The organism is Bacteroides sp. (assembly GCF_030151085.1).
Classification (GTDB): Bacteria; Bacteroidota; Bacteroidia; order Bacteroidales; family Bacteroidaceae; genus Bacteroides.
The window spans coordinates 195,140-212,166 of record NZ_JASLER010000056.1; the positions used below are offsets into that span (position 1 = coordinate 195,140).

Here is a 17,027-nt window from a genome sequence, read left to right on the forward strand (position 1 = left end):
TTGTTTGCGTAACAACTCTATTTGATAATAGCAGCATACCCACCGCCATCATACATCTTGACGGTAATCTTGTCGCCCTGCTTCACCATGCGGGTCTTCTTGGCAAAGTCACGTGCATTGAGGTCTACATTGATACCGTCTTCCCAACTGGTCAGAGTCTTGGAGCCTTCAATGAAATCGAGTGATATCTCGAACGTTTGTCCTTTCTCACCTGTCATACCACCAATGTACCAAATATCACCATTGCGACGGGCAACCACAATGTATTCGCCTACTGATGCTTTCAGTACCCGTGTTTCGTCCCAAACCACTGGCACCGGACTTAAGAAATCCATCGTCTTCTCTTCTCGGTAGTAGCTTGAAGGAGAATCGGCCAACATTTGCAACGGACTTTCATAGACTACGTACATGCCTAACTGATGGCAACGAGTACCAATAGTAGCAGGCAGATTGAACCATATCTTATGGTCTTTCTCGTGCAAATTGAACATTCCGCCCGGTGTATAGTCCATAGGACCCGCAACCATACGGGTGAACGGCAAGGTTACATTATGTTTAGGAGTCACATAACTTGCCCATTTATGGTTCTCAAGACCGGCAACACCTTCCGATGTAAGTACGTGAGGGAAAGTCCTGCTCCATCCGGTAGGCTTATACGCTCCGTGGAAGTCAACCAACATTTTGTAATCGTATGCTTTTCGTGCCACCCGGTAGTAGAAATCGACTACACGTTGGTCGTCACGATTCATAAAATCAATCTTCAAGCCTTTGATGCCCCATTTGCTGTATTGTGCAAATGCCTCGTCCATCTTCTCCTCAAAAGGGACCCAGGAAACCCACAGAATAAGGTCTACATTCTTCTTCTTTCCATAAGCCACCAGTTCTTCCAAATCAATTGCGGGAATAGTCTTCGTAACATCCCATTCTTCCGACCATCCATCGTCAATCACTACATACTCGATGCCATAGCAGGAGGCGAAGTCTATATAATATTTATAGGTATCGGTGTTAATGCCCGCTTTAAAGTCTACATCATATAAGATACATGCGTTGTACCAGTCCCACGCAATCTTACCGGGACGTACCCAAGAATAATCTTTGCCTTCAGCTTCAGGAGCAAGTTTGTAGATCAGTTGATTGGTTATCAAGTTAGCGTCATCTTCGGCTATAATCATAGCACGCCACGGATAATTGCGCGTACCGTTTACCTTAGCTATATAGTTGGCACGCTTCGTAGGGAAGCATTGGCGACCTTCAGTTTTCTCCTCTTCCAGAGCGAAAGCAGCAAACTTTCCACCTAATTCATTCTTGCCTTGCTTTTGCAGGAACATACCCGGATAGTTTTCCAAATCCGATTCACTAATAAAAAGGCGGGTCTTTTCATCTACTTTCACCAACATAGGGGTACTACAGAATTTATCCGTGGCAATCTCGGACAACTTCTTCTCGGGAAAAAGTGGCTGTTGTGGAGAAAGCATAGTGCGTTCTTCAGGAAAAAGAGTATTATAATCTTCGGGAAAAGCGTATGTAACCTCTTCGCTCATTACTTTCAGAGGGCGGCCGAAATCAGTGTGGAAACGATAGGCTACTCCATCATTATATACACGGAAATGCACATCGTAACCGGAAGACTTCAGAATCATTTCATTGTATTGATCACGAATCTCGGCACATTTCTGACGAACAACCGGCTTTAGAATGCGGTCAACAGAGAGGCGTTCTACCTTATTAACCCTCATATTCTGTCCGATAACAGTACCATTATCAAAAGTCATAGACAAGGCGGAAGACGCAAGCACGTTCTTACCATTAAAATCGACGGAATAAGTAGTAGAAGTTCCTGTCTCGACATTGACAGCGATACGTCCGTCGGGTGATTTTACTATATACTCTTTAGCAGAAAGATGACTCACACCAAGAGCAAAAAGAAGAATAAAAATGTTTCTCATGCGGTTTTCTTTTTGAATTAGACTACCGCAAAAGTAACCGTATGAGTGGGGAAAGGCAGAAAAGATTGTCCGTAACACTATTCGTAATGTCCAACGGACTATCTCTAAAGTCCGAAACACTGCAAGAAAAGTCCGAAAGTGGGCTACACCATATCGTCGCCCGTCTTCACAACCGCTACTTTTATTGTTTTATGGAATGGAATGAAGCAGCAAATTACTGCAATAATCAATGCAACTATCAATACATACCCTAAGATTTCCTTAATTCCCAGCAAAAGGGCTTGCTGCTGAAGAACGGAATAAAGATTATTGGTAGCTATCTGACTTGCCTCACTGAACTCATAACCTTGAGTGATGGCACTTTTCAAAGCCTGATTATATCGGTCTGCTGCAAGAGGAGTAGTCAGGGAAATATTCTCGGAAAGGATATTCATATTCTTCATCTGAAGATAATAGAGCATATTACTGAAGAAGGAGGCACCGATAACCGGAGCAAGAACCGAACGGAAAGAAATCAGAAAGAAAGCATTGGACAACATTAGTTTCGGGTCAAGGTCTTCGACCACATAAACACCGAAAGCAATAAACAACGTCAGCATACCCAACCCACGAAAGAACATAGGAAGATAAAGCATTTCATAAGTGCTGTATGGGGTGACCCCAAAATAAAGAATACTCAGATAGATGACGTAACACATCATCCCTCCCGAAATCAGAAACCGGAACCGCCACTGTTGCCAGCGAAACCACCAGAAACAGATGATAGCACCTACTATAAATCCCGGTAATAAAAACAGATTCAACCCATTGGCATGCACGCTATCTATGCGGATAATGCTATTCATATAGTTAGTAACCAGCGAACTGGTAGCTGAAAGAAACATCACCAATATCATAAAGAAGTAACCTATGACCGATTTATGATGTTTCATCGGTTTCAGACTGATGTAAGGTTTCTCCGATGTCTTTTGTCTATACAGGAAAAGATAAATGAGAATGGGAGTAGCCACCACATAAATCACAATCTTGGGCGATGCAAACCAATCCAGCGTTTTGCCATATGTAAAGACGTAAATACTGAACAGTAATGCGCTTGCTATGAGCAAGATACTTTTCCAATCGATATCTCGGTAAGGAAAACTGATGGGCCGCTTGGCATATCGGAAGAACAACAATATAAATATCATAGCTACCAACATCAGCAGGATAGTAAAGTAATACATGTATTGCCATTGGTAATAATAAGCCAGTTGCGCCGTTAGAACTAAGGATATTTGTCCGCCGGAAAATACAATCGGATAAAAATAAGCATAGAATTCGCTACGTACATTCTTGGGACTAAACAGTGGCTTTATCAGTATGATAAATTCCAGCATGATAAATGCTTTGAGGAAACCGATAAAGAAACTACATACAATAATAATATCTATATTTCCGGTATGAGCACACCACAAACCAAAGAGAATCTGTAAAAATAAGTCGGTCAGTAACAATGTTTTTGGAGTTACCACTGCTAGCACTTTAGGTACGATTGGATAGGCAACTGCCATGCCGACGGAAGCAGCATAATACCCCATCGTGATGTCTTCGCTCAATATCCCTAGTGTATTACTGACTTCGACCATACTCCCCGTATAAGCTCCATTCAGCATAATTACAGGTAGCATCACCACAAACATAGTGACAATACCTAACCATTGCGGAACCCAGGGACGAATAGGAAGATTCAGTTTCAACATGCGTCGTATTAGTTTCTGAGCGCTTCCGTCTCTACCATCATACCTGCACGCAGACTTGCCATCTCTTCAGGGGTGGCATCATTCAATTCTATACGAACCGGAATTCGTTGCTGTACTTTCACAAAATTTCCGGCAGAGTTATCGGTAGGTACCAACGCATATTTCGAACCGGTAGCTTCGGATATAGCCGCCACCGTACCATTGAATATCTTACCTTGGAATGCATCAACTTTTATCTTCACTTTCTGTCCGATGAAGATATGGGCAATTTGTGTTTCTTTGTAATTGGCGGTTATCCATTTGTCATTACTCCTTACAAGGTAAGAAATGGCTTGTCCGTTCTGAACGAATTGCCCCGGTTCGAGCGTACGCCTTCCCATAAATCCGTCGTATGGAGCAATGAGGACGGTGTAGGAAAGATTCAGTTTAGCCATATCGAGGTCGGCTTCCTTGCGCAAGATATTGGCTTCTACGCTGGTAGATTTCTTATTTGTTTCTGAATACTGGGACTTTGCTGCTTCTTTCTGCTGAAGAAGTGCCTCATAACGGGCTTTGGTAGCTTCAAAGCTTGCCTTCACTTGTTCGTACTGCTGCTGTGAAACCGATTCTTCTGCTAGCAAATTGGCATATCGCTTATATTCCTGCTCTTGTTGCCAAAGTTTGGCTTTGGTTTCGGCAATATTCGCATCTTGTATAGCAATGTTCACCTGTGAAGTCTGAATACCGGAATGGAGAACATCTTTAGAGCCCTTCGCATCCATTAGGGCGGCTTCGGCATCTTTCACTTTGATAAGATATTCACGGTTATCCAAAATGAGAAGCGTATCTCCGGCATGCACCTGCTGGTGTTCGGTGAAACGGACTTCTTTGATATAGCCCGAGGCACGAACATTGAGCGGAGCAATATACTGGTCCACCATGGCATCATTGGTAATCTCGTAATTGAAATAACGCCAAAAATAGTTGACCGTCCACGAGATGCCACTCAATACCAGAAGAATGCAAACGGTATTCAGGGTTATATTTCTGATTTTAAGTCTCTTCAGCTGCTTATGTTTCTTTGTTAAACTAGACATATATCGATCGCTTTAATGAAGTTAAAGATTTCCGCACGCACGTTGCAGTTCATAATAAGTATATACGGTCTGGCTGCGGGCAACAGTCAGTTGCAGATCTGCCGTCAGTCTTACGCTACTTGCGTCCAGAAGGTCGGTCAGGATAGATAACTGATTCAGATAACGGTTCTGAACAATCCTGTAATTCTCTTCGGCTTGCCTGACGGATAGTTTCAATGCCTCTACCCTATCCAATGCTTCTTTGTGCCGGGTAAAGGCGGCGCGTACATTGATACGGATATCTTGCATCAGTTGTTCTTCTGCATTCTGCCGCAATTGGACTATCTGTTTCACCTCATGCATCCGGTGCTTGTTCTGATAAAGGGAAGAAAGATTATAGGAAAGACTTAGAGCTAGATTCCAGTTATTATTATATAGATCGGCCATAGTACTGCTCAGCGGACGGGCCAACGTATTTCCGGCATGCAGCAGCACATTGGGCAGATAATTTGCTTTCGTCAGTTTAATATCATTCTCCGCCAGCCGGGTGTTCTGCCGGGCTATCTGCATACCGGGATAATTCTCGTAGGCAAGCTGGACATAGGTTTCATAATCCAGCAAATCAATAGTAGTATATAATAAGGTAGAATCAGGTACAATCAACAGCGATTCATCCAATCCCAACAATATATCCAGTTGTTGCGAAGCTATGGAAATACTATTTTCTGCTTCCTGATAGGCTAGCCGGTCGTTCGTCAACTGTAGTTCACTGCGTATTTCATCGTTCCGGGTGACAAGTCCTTCTTTCTTCATTCGGCTGATATCTTTCAATCGTCGTTCAGATTCTTCGATATTCCGCGCCAAGACTTCCCGCTCTTTATAATAGCTGAATAATTCCATGTATTGCCCCAGCAATGCCAGTTTTATACCGGCCTCATCATTAGCTGTACTCAAGGAAGCAATTTGTCTCTGTATATCTGTTTTTCGGATAGTATGGTGTATCTTACCACCCTGATAGAGCGGTTGGGTCAGCTCTATATTATAATTCTGCGACCAGTTCGGTACGTCAGGACGTGTAGGATGTGCCAGTCCTCGTTGGAAGACAACAGGTTGCCCGATAACTCCGGCAGTCGCACCTATTTGCACAGTAGGCAGGCGATTAGTATAGGCAGTCTTTTGCTGATCATTGGAAATGATTTCCCCTATCCGGTCGGCTTTCAGTTGGAGGCTATTCTCAATGCCTAAACGGAAAAGATCATCGACAGGAAGTACACGGGCAGGTTGTTGCGCAGCCATCTTCAATGAAGTCGCTAACAACAATAATCCCAGAAAAAGCCTGTATTTCTTATAACTGACAGAATATCTCATCCAACTTCCTCAATTTTTGAACGCTTTCATTGATTTCGTCAACTCCCATGATAGCACCAGCTTGTGTGTACACATCGTAAACCAACGGACGGACACGGGCACTAATTTCTTCACCTTCGGAAGTAAGATATACTAGACGGTTACGGCGGTCGGCAGGGTCTTCGCGACGTACAATCCAACCTTTCTTTTCAAGATTACCCATCAGATTTGTCAGACACGCCTTGTCTTTCGCTGTTTTTTCTGCCAAAAACTGCTGGCTGATACCTTGCTGGTACCAGAGACTGCTCAAAATCTGGAGCATCTCAAACGTCATGTCGATATTATTCCGCTTCAAGACCCGCTGCAAGGCTTGGCGGAAAGCCATTCGAGTTTTCAGTAATTGCAGCATCAATTCACGGGCAGGTTCATAATTTCCCATAAGTCTCTCCTTTCTTTTTCGGGCACAAAGGTAGATATTTACCCGTAATTAGTCAAATGTTTTACTAATTAGATTTCAAAAAAGAGAGACTATGCCCTGTAACCTAGATTACTGTTCTATTTTCTGCTTGACAAATTCCTCTATAAAATCGAGTGTTTTCTCAATACCCAATACGGATGAATCTATGCAGAGATGGTAAGTAGCAGCCGCTCCCCAAGTTTTAAAACTGTAATAATTGTAGTACTCAGAGCGTCTTTTATCTGCTTTGTTCATCATATTTTCTGCTTCTTCCTCTGAGATGCCATGCGTCCTGCAAAGTCGTTCAATACGGGATTCGGGAGAGGAAGAAATGAATACATTAACACATCGAGGATGTTCACGAAGAATATAATCGGCACAACGCCCTACAAACAAACAGGATTTTTCTTCTGCCAACCGGCGAATAACGTCGCTTTGTACTTTAAACAAGGCGTCATTGCTCAAACAATTGTTTGCCGGTATTGCACCTTCACTGATAAAAGGAAAACGCATGCCGAACAAACCGCCCATAATTCCTTGAGAAGCTTTCTCATCGGCCTTTTCAAAGAATTCACGACAAAGTCCGCTTTCTTCGGATGCCAGTCCTATCAATTCTTTATCATAAAAAGCAATTCCCAAACGGGCAGCTAGTTTTTCTCCGATCTCCCGTCCGCCGCTTCCCAACTGGCGACCTATATTTACTACGAATTTATTATCCATATACCTGTTTATCTTATTAGTTGTAATAGCAAAAATAATTATTCTTATGGAATATCCGTACTAATTGAGCAAAAATCTTCCCTGGATTCAGAATTTGCTTCCTCGAGAAAAGGAAAAGCAATAATCTATAGCAGATACCAGCAATATCCCAACGGTATAACATACCATATCCGACCACAGAAAACCATGCCCAAAGATTAGTGCTCCAAGTGTAGTGTTCCGCACGCTATTCGCCCAATCTGCCTGATACAGTTGACTGATCTCTATACAATAGGAAAATAGCAAAGAGATTGCAGCTGCTTTAAGTATAGATACCGAAGGAAAAAGAAAACGTAGTCCGAAATATACCATAGCTGCCCAAAGAGTATCACCGGAGTATTCTGCCGGAAACTCGGGCAACATGTCACCATATTTTCGGGAAGCGAGCCCTAGTATTATTATAAGGAAGGTGACAACTAAATAAATCAAACGTTTGTATTTCACATCGTAGCATTTTAAAATGAAATACAAAATTATAAAATTTAGTCGATAACGAAGAATGGAAAATGATAAACTATCACCTTTATTCTTCTTAGGGGAAAGGTGAAAACCGTGTGAATACTTTACATTTTAAGCATCCATGCTCATCCTTGTTTTTTTCCGGCACCGAGGAAGGTCTTGTTCGTCGGTGTCGAGCAAGGGGTTCCTCGGTGCCGAACCCCACCTTCCTCGGTGCCGGAGAAACACCCTACCCAGGAGGTACTCTGACGGGGGATGGCTCATTAGAGAGAGAACTTGATTAAATTTAAACATTATCACATGGCCTTCTCAAAGATAGAATTGCTTGATTTAAAACGCTATTAAAAAAGCCAACTACCTGGATTTTACTCCAGATAGCCGGCTTCTCTTGATTATTCTTATACCTATTTTGTGCTTGCAAGCATCATGTTGACACTGCTGTCGTTCAATTCGTATACAGTCTTCTGTACATTGCTGTCGTAAGCATTGCTCTTGCTATTCCAGCAAGCGTAGTTCAGTTCAACTTCATTATCAGAGTATTCTACGTCGAGTTTAAAATAAGGAACCCAGGCTTCTTTCTCGCTGTTCCACTTGGAGGCTTCTTTGCTGGTCACACGGTTTTCGTTGTCGTAAGTATAAGTGTAACGCAGGTGGCGGAACAAGTGACCGTCTTCATTACGGAAGATATTCTTGGCAGTTATCAACTCGCCGGTCATCTCATTGTTGGTTACATACTGGGTAGGGTTGACTGCACTTGCTGAGAAGTTCATTACACTTGCCATTACTACTGCTAACATTACAACTGCTTTGGAGATTAAATTCGTTTTCATAATCGTTATTTTTTTATTGTTATTACTTCGTTTTATGAAGAGGTGTTTTTGTCAACCGCCTTCGCCTATATATAGTCAATTCGCGTGCCAAACTCTTAATCAGCTGATTATCAATAATTATATAAAACGAAGCTATGTCCGCTTTCGGACAACTGTCCGCACAGAAACGAACAATATCAATAAAAAGTAATCATTATGCCTGCGTTACCCAATAATGTATTGCAATCAAATGCTAATTGTATGGTAAGGTTGTTCAATAGAGTGTGTTTATTTCGGTAGATACATGAACTAAATGACTATTTAGCTCAAAACCCGTCAGAAAGAAATGATTTTTGCATGAAATCACACATATAAGTGCGTTGCCTCATACTCCTATAAGTGTGAGGTAATGCTCCTATAAGTGTAAGCCTACGCACTTAAGTGTGTAAAAGTCGGCAATTCAATGACAAAGACTCTGTTCACACATAAAGCATAGCCTTATAATAACAATGGTGGGCAAGGCAACTTATATGCCCCTACCCACCATCTCTAGCCATCCTGAAATATTCTATATCCTGAAATCAGACTAGAACCCGACTACAGAATATTATTTTTGTTTCCTGAAAGTAATCAGTTCTTTCAGGCTTACAGTCTTATTATTAATCAATGGATGTGCCCAAAAGCCGATAAAAGTAATGTATCCCATAAATACAAGAACCAGCATCATCCCTACACGCAAAGAAGTGGCATCAGATACCAGGCTAACAAGCAACGGGCCGCCAGCACCTCCTACAATTCCCGAGCAAAGTATTCCGGCAAAAGAACCGTGGTTTTGTTTGACGGTATTTAATGCTAAAGAGAACACAATGGAATACATCATGGAAATAGAGAAGCCGATTGCCGGAAATGCCCATATCGCAATTTCAGCAGGACTGAAAAGTGCCGTAAGCAGCAGGCACATAGAAAGTACTCCAGAGACTTGCAGCAAGTGTTTACTATCTATCAACTTCAGCAAAATCATACCGAACAAGCAACCGACAGTCATAGAGCCCCAGAAATAACTAATAGTTTGCGCACCCACAGTCTGCGGATCGACACCATGATACTGCTCCAGGAAGGTACTCATAAAAATAGATACTCCTTGTTCCGTACTGACGTAGCAGAAGATGCCCAAGAAGAACAGCCACACATACTTTTGACGGAATAATTCCAAATAAGAGCTCTTGGCTCCAGCCTTCTCGTCTTCTTGCAGAGTAATCTTTGGAAAATGGGAGAACGTTACCGCCAATAGCATCACCAACAACAAAGCAGAGAACACCCAATAGAGTGATACCCAAGGCATTTCATGCGGAGTAATATCTGCCAGCACATCTACAAACAGGTTTTTCCCGGCAGTATAAGTATGGGTATCCAGTTCCCGTATCAGATAGGTGTAAACCAACGGACTCAGGAAAGAAGCAACACCGAATACAAATTGCGCAAGCTCGGCAATGAAAGCATAGTTTTCTTCACCACCCACGGTGCGTTGCAACGGGTTTATTACAGTTTGCAACATTGCCATTCCTAGTCCGATGATGAAGGACGAAGCCAACAAAATAGGATAAACTGGTATACAAGCAAAGAGAATGGTTCCGATGAACGGCATCAGGAAACCACAAAAAAGTACCGGCTTTTCTCCATAGCGATCAATCAGTATTCCGGCAGGAATGGACATGATGCCATACGCAAGGAAGAAAGAGGTGGGAATAAAGCCCGCCATAGCCAGGTCGCTGAGGTTGAAATTATGAATGATATCCGGTATCAGCGGTCCCAGGATATTAGTAATAAATGATATAGTGAACCAAAACGCCATGATGAGCGCCAGCATTCCAATATTTCTTTTCATCTGATTATGCTCCTATCGTAAGAATTTATATTCACCGGCTTCTCCTTCAAAAGAGAGTGCACCATCATCCGAACGAACGTAAACGGTCGGTTTGAACAGCTTGCCGTCTTTCCATACTTGCCAGTTGCCCGGACGAAGGTCAGTAATCAGGAATTTAAAGCTTCCTGTTCCTTTTACTGAAACAGTGAAAGGAGATTCGAGCGGCATTGCATTTTTACTGAATACAACTACACGATCAGATACTTGGACACCTGTTGTTTTGTCTCCATCCAGGCGAAGGACATTGTGCAATGTCTTTTGTGTATTGTCGGTTATCTGGATAACATTCAGGTAATAATCTTCCGCAGCCGGCTGCTTAGGAGATATTTCAATACGCCATGAACCACGTTGATTCTCGTCATCCGCAGCAGGAATATTCGGATAATTTTTGCCGAACGCCCAGAATTCTTTGCCGGGACCTCCTACAGAAACAATATCGGCATTTGCCAGGTCGGGCAACAAAGTTGTATTTACCAGCATACCGGAATCACCGTCTTTAGTACGTTTGATAGTCGTTTGATTACCTTCTATTGCAGGCTCTTCCATACTATGAAGTAACCAGAACTTTTTGAAATCAGGATTAGCAGAAACCACCTTGTCGAAAACAATCATAGCGGCAGGAATCGCTTTATCCTTCAGATTCAGGAAAACAAACGAGCGCTTCACTTCCTTTACTTTGACACTGTAGGCTTCGGTAATATCACCTTTCAGATAAGTATAATCCGGTGTCTGCTGGTCGGGACCGAATCCTTGAGCCAATACTTGTCCTACTTTGAAGTTGGTATTCAGCAAGTCATTCAACGTACTGCATTCACCCCATTCTTTACCCGGAAGACGTTGACCACCTTCGTTCTCTACAAACGGGGTCTTGTCTCCCCCACCGTAACCCATAGAAGGGAATTTCTCTTCGGGATCGAATATTAAAAGGCTGTTATGGGCAATGGTGCGTTTAAAGTAGTTCTTGTTATGAGGGCTATTGTATCCTCCCGAAGTACCTTGATACGTGCCCGTATCAATAGCCAAAGGTCCTCTATAATAGATTTGGAAAGCTCCGCCATCGTGGTGCTGGTGATTGTTGAACACATACTCGTTCACTTTCATTTCAGCTATCACACTCTCGTCTCCCCAACCGGTACGGGCAATCATCCAACCGAAAGGAGTACCGGAGTAACGGCTCAACGGCAAATCATCGGGTTTGCGCACACCCAGTTTGGTATCCCTCCATAAGAATTCAAATATCTTGCAATGAGCTTCTACATCAGGTTTCAGTTCGAATTCGGAATTGATATATTCATCTTTATAATAAGAGGAAGCCAGCATAGCAGGCAGAGAATAAGTCTTGTCACGACGACGGGTAGGATTCTCGTCTCCGGAATAGAGTACCTGACCATCCGGGCGGCGACGATAAAGGACATCGTACATTACAAACTGCTGGGATGTGTGATAGATATTAGGAAAGCCCATGCGGTCAAATATCCAAAGAGGGAACAAATCGTTTGTAAAGCGGACGTTGAAATAGGAAGTCCCCTGATGATAGTTGTGTGAAGGATAGAAGAAGTTGCGTGCCGGCAAGTGCTCCTTGAAAAAACGTCCTGCCGCCAATTCATACATTTCGGGAAATTCATCATAGATGGCAATTCCGGTAGAAAGCATATCACGCATAATCATCCACTCGGAGGAGTGTCCGGCAAGAGAACCCTGTTTCTTTGGGGGATATCCACATTCCAATTGTTTGGCAAGGTTGACGAAAGAGGTGATAAAACGTTGCTTCTCTTTGGCAGTCAGTTGGTCGTAACACCAGTCGTAGACCATGGAACCGCTAATCATAAGCAGTCCGACACCACGGGCAATATCGCCTCCATGTTCCGGGAACTTGGCATTTTCAAGCGTATCGAGCATGGCAACGATGGCACCACGGGCTTTCTTCTTATTCTTACTAACCAGATAGTCCAAAGCATCTAGTTCAGCGCGAACCGTAACACCTTTTTGATTGAAGTAATAACGGAAATCTTTCTTGACAGGAATGTCTTCGGGCTTCCAGTCCTGACGCATCGCCTGTAATTCGTTCCACACCTTTGCCAGTGCAGGATCGCTCATACGAGCTTTTACATCAGGAATATTTCCCGAACGCAAATAAAGACGAGGATGTTCTTTAGGAGGAACAGGGATAGAAATTCCGTCCACCGTTTTCCATGAAGACTGGCTACTCTGAGCATGTATTGTTCCGATTGCCATAAGTATGAGGACAATCGATAGGAAGTATTTTGTTTTCATAAGTAAATTGATTAACCCTCTTTAGGGTATAAAGGAATTAAATACAAGTGATGCAGCCCCTATACTACCGGCTTTATTCCCCAAATGGGCAGCCATAATTAGCGTATTGGTTGTACAATCTGGTATGGCATAACGTTTCGCATAACTGCTAACCTTCTCTATGTAGAAGTCTCCGGCTTCCGATAATCCTCCTCCTATAACTATACGTTGAGGACTGAAGATATTGATGAATCCGGCAATGCCATGACCTAAATAATCACAATGTTCTTCCAAACATTCAGTGGCAAGCTGGTCTCCTTCTTTATAAAGTTGCACAATGAGTTCACCATTCATCTCTTTTCCGGGATAAGTGCGTCCGTTTTCCATACTTAGTTTTTCGAACCGACGTACTAAAGCAGAAGTAGAAGCATAATGTTCCAGGCATCCCACTGAACCGCAGGCACATTGTTCTCCGTTTGCAATGAGAGGCACATGTCCCAACTCCGTACCACGACCTCCGAAACCGAAAAACAATTTACCATCAATAATGACAGCACCACCGATACCTGTACCTACTGTGAGGAAAACAACATCCGTAGCACCTTTTCCGGCACCGTACATCGTTTCACCCAAGCCCATCAAGTTCGCATCGTTACTTAAAAGCACACGCATTCCGACAGATGCTTCCAATATATCGGCAAGAGGTAGTTGTTCCCAACCTTTGATGTTCTCAGCACCTCCCAGTACGATACGGCAAGTTACGTCTACAATTCCCGGAGTACCGATACCGATGCCCATTACCTCGTAGCCTTCCGTTGCAGCAAAGCCTTTCACAGCTTCCACCGCTTTAACCAACTGACCAATGACAGCTTCCGCAGATACATCCGCCAATGACGGTAACTTTCCTTGAAAAAGGAATTCACCGTCATTGGTAATCAATGCATACTTTATGGAAGTACCACCAAGGTCGATGCCAATGGCGTATTTCTTTTCCATTTTATCAGTTATTATTAGGTTCTTTCTACCCAGATTGGGGAACTCCATGCCCATTGCTGGTCACGTTGGCGAACTCTTACATAGTAATAATCCGTCTCTCTTTCGGGCTCTTTATCTTCCATGTAGTGTTCAACCACAAAGCAATTTTCGGGCATGGCACGATTGAACAGAATCGCTTCACTGAGCCATCCAATCATGAAATGAGAACAGGAGCCTTCCAAAAGTTCACCTAATGAATGCTCAAACTTCTTGCCATTGAATTCTGCGGTAATCACACCATCTTTCGGCATAGTCACATCCAAAATAACCGCTTGCATAGCAGGTGTTGTGGTATTCGGATTCTTTGAACTGTACATATCCAGTTCTGTTTCCTTGTCCGTAGCAGATACAATGCGATTTACCTTCGTCTCAAACTCTGGTTCTCCGGGTTGCGGAGAGGTGAAAGCAGCACCACGGAAACAGGGTTCTACAGCATTGATTGTCCCCTTATTGACAGACAATTTACCTTGCCAATGCACATACGCCTCTTCACGGTTCCAGCCGAATTCCATCTTTACCTTGCAGCGTACCATATCTCCTTCCGGCATTTCCGGCAAAAGCGGCCCACTCAGACGGGCAATACACTTTCTGTTCTTGACAATGTCTATATAGTCAATGCAACTGCCTGCTTCTACATTCAAATAGATGCGGCGACTGTTTCCACGTACTACATCGCCCGGGAGAGCATCGTTCAGACGGAAATCTATATTGATTTTATCACCTGTAGCACAACATACATGGCGATTTTTCATGGCATCCCAAATCTTATCGCGAGTCAATGACTCTGCCAGGACACCGATACGTCCGTCACCATAGCTACCGGGATATCCGGCATGCTGGTCGGTAGAACCCATGATACCGAACTTCTTTCCTTGTTCCAGTCCGCATTGAATAGTACCTTCCCACTGGCGGGGGCCCATATCATGCAGGTAGTTATAATCTCCCTGGTCACTCTCTGCCAATCCATGACGGGAATACATCTCAACAAACGGAGTCTGATCTCCTTCGGTAAAGAAATCCCAGTTATAACCACGATAACCTGTCTGATAACCCATGTGGTGCGGAGTAACGAACACCTTATGACCACGTGCCTTTTGTTTCCAGTCTTCAATGGAAGTACATTCTACCAGAGGTGCATCCAGGTCGTAATTCAATGCTACATGGTCGCCATGCTCCATGCTGTGAGCTTCATAACCTACAAAAGCCAGGAATTCACCTTCTTTATTGTATTCATTGGTCATTGCCACATATTTCTCATAGCCGCCTTCACGCAAACGCTTGAAAGCACCGGTATGATAATCAATCACCCATTTCAGGCGAGGATCATTTGCTCCCGGAATATCCGGCCACATGGCATGCGGAGTAACAGAAACAAAATCCAGTTGTCCTTTGGCAGCTTCGAATGCCGAACGCATATCGCCGTGACCGTAGGTTATATTACAATGGTTATGTAAGTCTCCCCAGTAGTATTTCAGATTACTGGCAGAGGGCATCACTTTCTTTCCTGCGGCAGTTCCCTGCTGGCATGCAGACAATAAACTACCGGAAGCAGCCAGTCCGATAAAGGACCAGCCTGTATTCTTTAAAAAACTTCTTCTATCCATGGTATCAATTTAAGATTATCTATTCTTCATCAACCGTCTGTCACCTTTGAACAACTCGTTCACTTTCTCATCAGGATCATCGTCCTTATATTGCTTCTGAGTTTCTTTCAGTAGTGACATCAATTCCGCTTGTTTAGCGGCATATTCCGGTTTACCAAATACATTATTCAATTCGTTGGGGTCATTCTTCATATCGTACATTTCCCACTCATCCACATCATTGTAGAAGTGCATCAGCTTAAAGTCAGCTGTACGAATGCCGTAATGCCGTTTCACAGAATGTTCTGCCGGATATTCATAATAATGATAATAGGCAGCCTTCCGCCAGTCAGCCGGTATCTTCCCTTCATTATCCAAAATCGGCTTAAGAGATTGTCCCTGAATATCCGACGGTATATCTACTCCGGCAAAGTCAAGCAAAGTAGGCGCAAAATCCACGTTCATGGCAATGGCGTTCGAGGTACTTCCGGCTTTAATGGCTTTCGGATAACGGATAATCAATGGCATCCGCTGACACTCTTCATACATAAAGCGCTTATCGAACCAGCCATGTTCACCCAAGAAGAAACCTTGGTCGGAAGTATAGATAATAATCGTATTATCCAACTCACCGATTTTCTCCAGATAATTGAGCAGGCGACCGATATTCTCGTCTACAGCAACAATGGTTGCCAGATAATCGCGCATATATTGCTGGTACTTCCAGCTAATCAATTCTTTGCCTTTCAAGTTACCATTACGGTATTCTGAAATACGTTGGGCATACACTGAATCCCATTTATCCTGTACATCAGCCGGCATACGTTTGTAAACCTGATAGAGGCGATTAGTCGTATCTTTCAGCATTTCGTCACGAGTCAGCAACTTCAAGTCCCAGTCATTGGTCAACGTATGTTCAATAGACATATCCTGTTCCCGGGCTGCGGAGCCTCTGCCCTCGTAATTATCGAAAAGCGTAGCAGGTTCGGGGAAAGTGGTATTGTTGAACATACCCAGATGACGGGGAGCAGGCATCCAGTTGCGGTGCGGAGCTTTCTGGTGATACATCATGCAGAAAGGTTTGTTCTTGTCTCTATGCTCCAGATATTCGATAGCCTTGTCGGTAATAATATCAGTGGCATAGCCTTGTTCTACAATCTGCTTTCCGTTCTCATTGAAATCGGGGTCATAATAGTCTCCCTGTTCATGTTGGCCGGTCAGGATACACCAATAATCAAATCCCTGAGGTTCAGTTATCAAATGCCATTTACCAATGATTGAAGTCTGATAACCTGCTGCCTGCAACAATTTAGGAAATGTCTGCTGGTTACCGTCGAAAGTACTGGCATTATCAGTAAATCCATTGATATGGCTGAACTTGCCCGTCAAGATACAGGCTCTTGACGGACCGGATAAAGCATTGACCGCATAGCAATTATCCATACGAACGCCTTCACTGGCAATGCGATCCATATTAGGAGTCTGGAGGAGACGTCCGCCATAACATGACATTGCTTGCGTAGTATGGTCATCCGTCATCATAAAGATGATGTTCGGACGTTTCACTTCCTCTTTGGGTTTACTGGAGCTGCAAGCAGACACTCCAATAGCAGTGAGAGGCAGAAATAAAAATGAGATGCGATTCATAGTTGAATGTC

At 43.4% G+C, this 17,027-nt stretch carries 13 protein-coding genes; all 13 read right to left on the bottom strand.

The window, feature by feature from the left end; translation table 11 throughout:
• Nucleotides 1-17: 17 nt before the first annotated feature.
• The 13 genes from Q1W14_RS11520 to Q1W14_RS11580 all read right to left on the bottom strand — a co-directional run bounded on the left by Q1W14_RS11520 (nt 18) and on the right by Q1W14_RS11580 (nt 17,016).
• Nucleotides 18-1,949, bottom strand: coding sequence for a glycoside hydrolase family 97 protein (locus tag Q1W14_RS11520; protein WP_300701598.1), 1,932 nt, complete (start codon nt 1,947-1,949; stop codon nt 18-20).
• Between the two features lie 143 nt (nt 1,950-2,092).
• Nucleotides 2,093-3,688, bottom strand: coding sequence for an MFS transporter (locus Q1W14_RS11525; RefSeq protein ID WP_300701600.1), 1,596 nt, complete (start codon nt 3,686-3,688; stop codon nt 2,093-2,095).
• Between the two features lie 8 nt (nt 3,689-3,696).
• The gene (locus tag Q1W14_RS11530) at nt 3,697-4,764 is read right to left on the bottom strand and encodes an HlyD family secretion protein (RefSeq protein ID WP_300701602.1); all 1,068 of its coding nucleotides are present in this window, start codon (nt 4,762-4,764) and stop codon (nt 3,697-3,699) included.
• Nucleotides 4,765-4,785: 21 nt separating this feature from the next.
• Nucleotides 4,786-6,111, bottom strand: coding sequence for a TolC family protein (locus Q1W14_RS11535; RefSeq protein WP_300701604.1), 1,326 nt, complete (start codon nt 6,109-6,111; stop codon nt 4,786-4,788).
• Nucleotides 6,089-6,529 carry a MarR family transcriptional regulator gene (locus Q1W14_RS11540; RefSeq protein WP_300701605.1) on the bottom strand — a complete coding sequence of 147 codons (441 nt, stop codon included), beginning with the start codon at nt 6,527-6,529 and terminating at the stop codon, nt 6,089-6,091. The genes Q1W14_RS11535 and Q1W14_RS11540 overlap by 23 nt, the downstream gene beginning before the upstream one ends.
• 108 nt (nt 6,530-6,637) lie before the next feature.
• Nucleotides 6,638-7,267: an AAA family ATPase gene (locus Q1W14_RS11545; RefSeq protein ID WP_300701607.1), complete on the bottom strand. Its 630-nt coding sequence runs from the start codon at nt 7,265-7,267 to the stop codon at nt 6,638-6,640.
• Between the two features lie 87 nt (nt 7,268-7,354).
• Nucleotides 7,355-7,750, bottom strand: coding sequence for a DUF2809 domain-containing protein (locus Q1W14_RS11550; protein ID WP_300701609.1), 396 nt, complete (start codon nt 7,748-7,750; stop codon nt 7,355-7,357).
• Between the two features lie 419 nt (nt 7,751-8,169).
• Nucleotides 8,170-8,595, bottom strand: coding sequence for a DUF3836 domain-containing protein (locus Q1W14_RS11555; protein ID WP_300701611.1), 426 nt, complete (start codon nt 8,593-8,595; stop codon nt 8,170-8,172).
• A 586-nt stretch (nt 8,596-9,181) separates the two neighbouring features.
• A complete protein-coding gene (locus Q1W14_RS11560; RefSeq protein WP_300701613.1) occupies nt 9,182-10,459 on the bottom strand; it encodes a sugar MFS transporter in 1,278 nt (425 codons plus the stop codon).
• Nucleotides 10,460-10,471: 12 nt separating this feature from the next.
• Nucleotides 10,472-12,772: a heparin/heparin-sulfate lyase HepB gene (hepB, locus tag Q1W14_RS11565; RefSeq protein ID WP_300701615.1), complete on the bottom strand. Its 2,301-nt coding sequence runs from the start codon at nt 12,770-12,772 to the stop codon at nt 10,472-10,474.
• Between the two features lie 21 nt (nt 12,773-12,793).
• Nucleotides 12,794-13,747 carry an ROK family protein gene (locus tag Q1W14_RS11570; RefSeq protein WP_300701617.1) on the bottom strand — a complete coding sequence of 318 codons (954 nt, stop codon included), beginning with the start codon at nt 13,745-13,747 and terminating at the stop codon, nt 12,794-12,796.
• A 14-nt stretch (nt 13,748-13,761) separates the two neighbouring features.
• A complete protein-coding gene (locus Q1W14_RS11575; protein WP_300701619.1) occupies nt 13,762-15,390 on the bottom strand; it encodes a Tat pathway signal sequence in 1,629 nt (542 codons plus the stop codon).
• Between the two features lie 15 nt (nt 15,391-15,405).
• Entirely contained in the window at nt 15,406-17,016 is a 1,611-nt protein-coding gene (locus Q1W14_RS11580) for a sulfatase (RefSeq protein WP_300701620.1), read from the bottom strand.
• Nucleotides 17,017-17,027 lie beyond the last annotated feature (11 nt).

Excerpts from the sequence above, each read along its gene's own strand:
- Q1W14_RS11570 (WP_300701617.1), bottom strand. The coding sequence starts at position 13,747 with ATGGAAAAGAAATACGCCATTGGCATCGACCTTGGTGGTACTTCCATA.
- Q1W14_RS11530 (WP_300701602.1), bottom strand. The coding sequence starts at position 4,764 with ATGTCTAGTTTAACAAAGAAACATAAGCAGCTGAAGAGACTTAAAATC.
- Q1W14_RS11540 (WP_300701605.1), bottom strand. The coding sequence starts at position 6,529 with ATGGGAAATTATGAACCTGCCCGTGAATTGATGCTGCAATTACTGAAA.
- Q1W14_RS11560 (WP_300701613.1), bottom strand. The coding sequence starts at position 10,459 with ATGAAAAGAAATATTGGAATGCTGGCGCTCATCATGGCGTTTTGGTTC.
- hepB (WP_300701615.1), bottom strand. The coding sequence starts at position 12,772 with ATGAAAACAAAATACTTCCTATCGATTGTCCTCATACTTATGGCAATC.
- Q1W14_RS11555 (WP_300701611.1), bottom strand. The coding sequence starts at position 8,595 with ATGAAAACGAATTTAATCTCCAAAGCAGTTGTAATGTTAGCAGTAGTA.
- Q1W14_RS11580 (WP_300701620.1), bottom strand. The coding sequence starts at position 17,016 with ATGAATCGCATCTCATTTTTATTTCTGCCTCTCACTGCTATTGGAGTG.
- Q1W14_RS11520 (WP_300701598.1), bottom strand. The coding sequence starts at position 1,949 with ATGAGAAACATTTTTATTCTTCTTTTTGCTCTTGGTGTGAGTCATCTT.
- Q1W14_RS11575 (WP_300701619.1), bottom strand. The coding sequence starts at position 15,390 with ATGGATAGAAGAAGTTTTTTAAAGAATACAGGCTGGTCCTTTATCGGA.
- Q1W14_RS11535 (WP_300701604.1), bottom strand. The coding sequence starts at position 6,111 with ATGAGATATTCTGTCAGTTATAAGAAATACAGGCTTTTTCTGGGATTA.
- Q1W14_RS11525 (WP_300701600.1), bottom strand. The coding sequence starts at position 3,688 with ATGTTGAAACTGAATCTTCCTATTCGTCCCTGGGTTCCGCAATGGTTA.
- Q1W14_RS11545 (WP_300701607.1), bottom strand. The coding sequence starts at position 7,267 with ATGGATAATAAATTCGTAGTAAATATAGGTCGCCAGTTGGGAAGCGGC.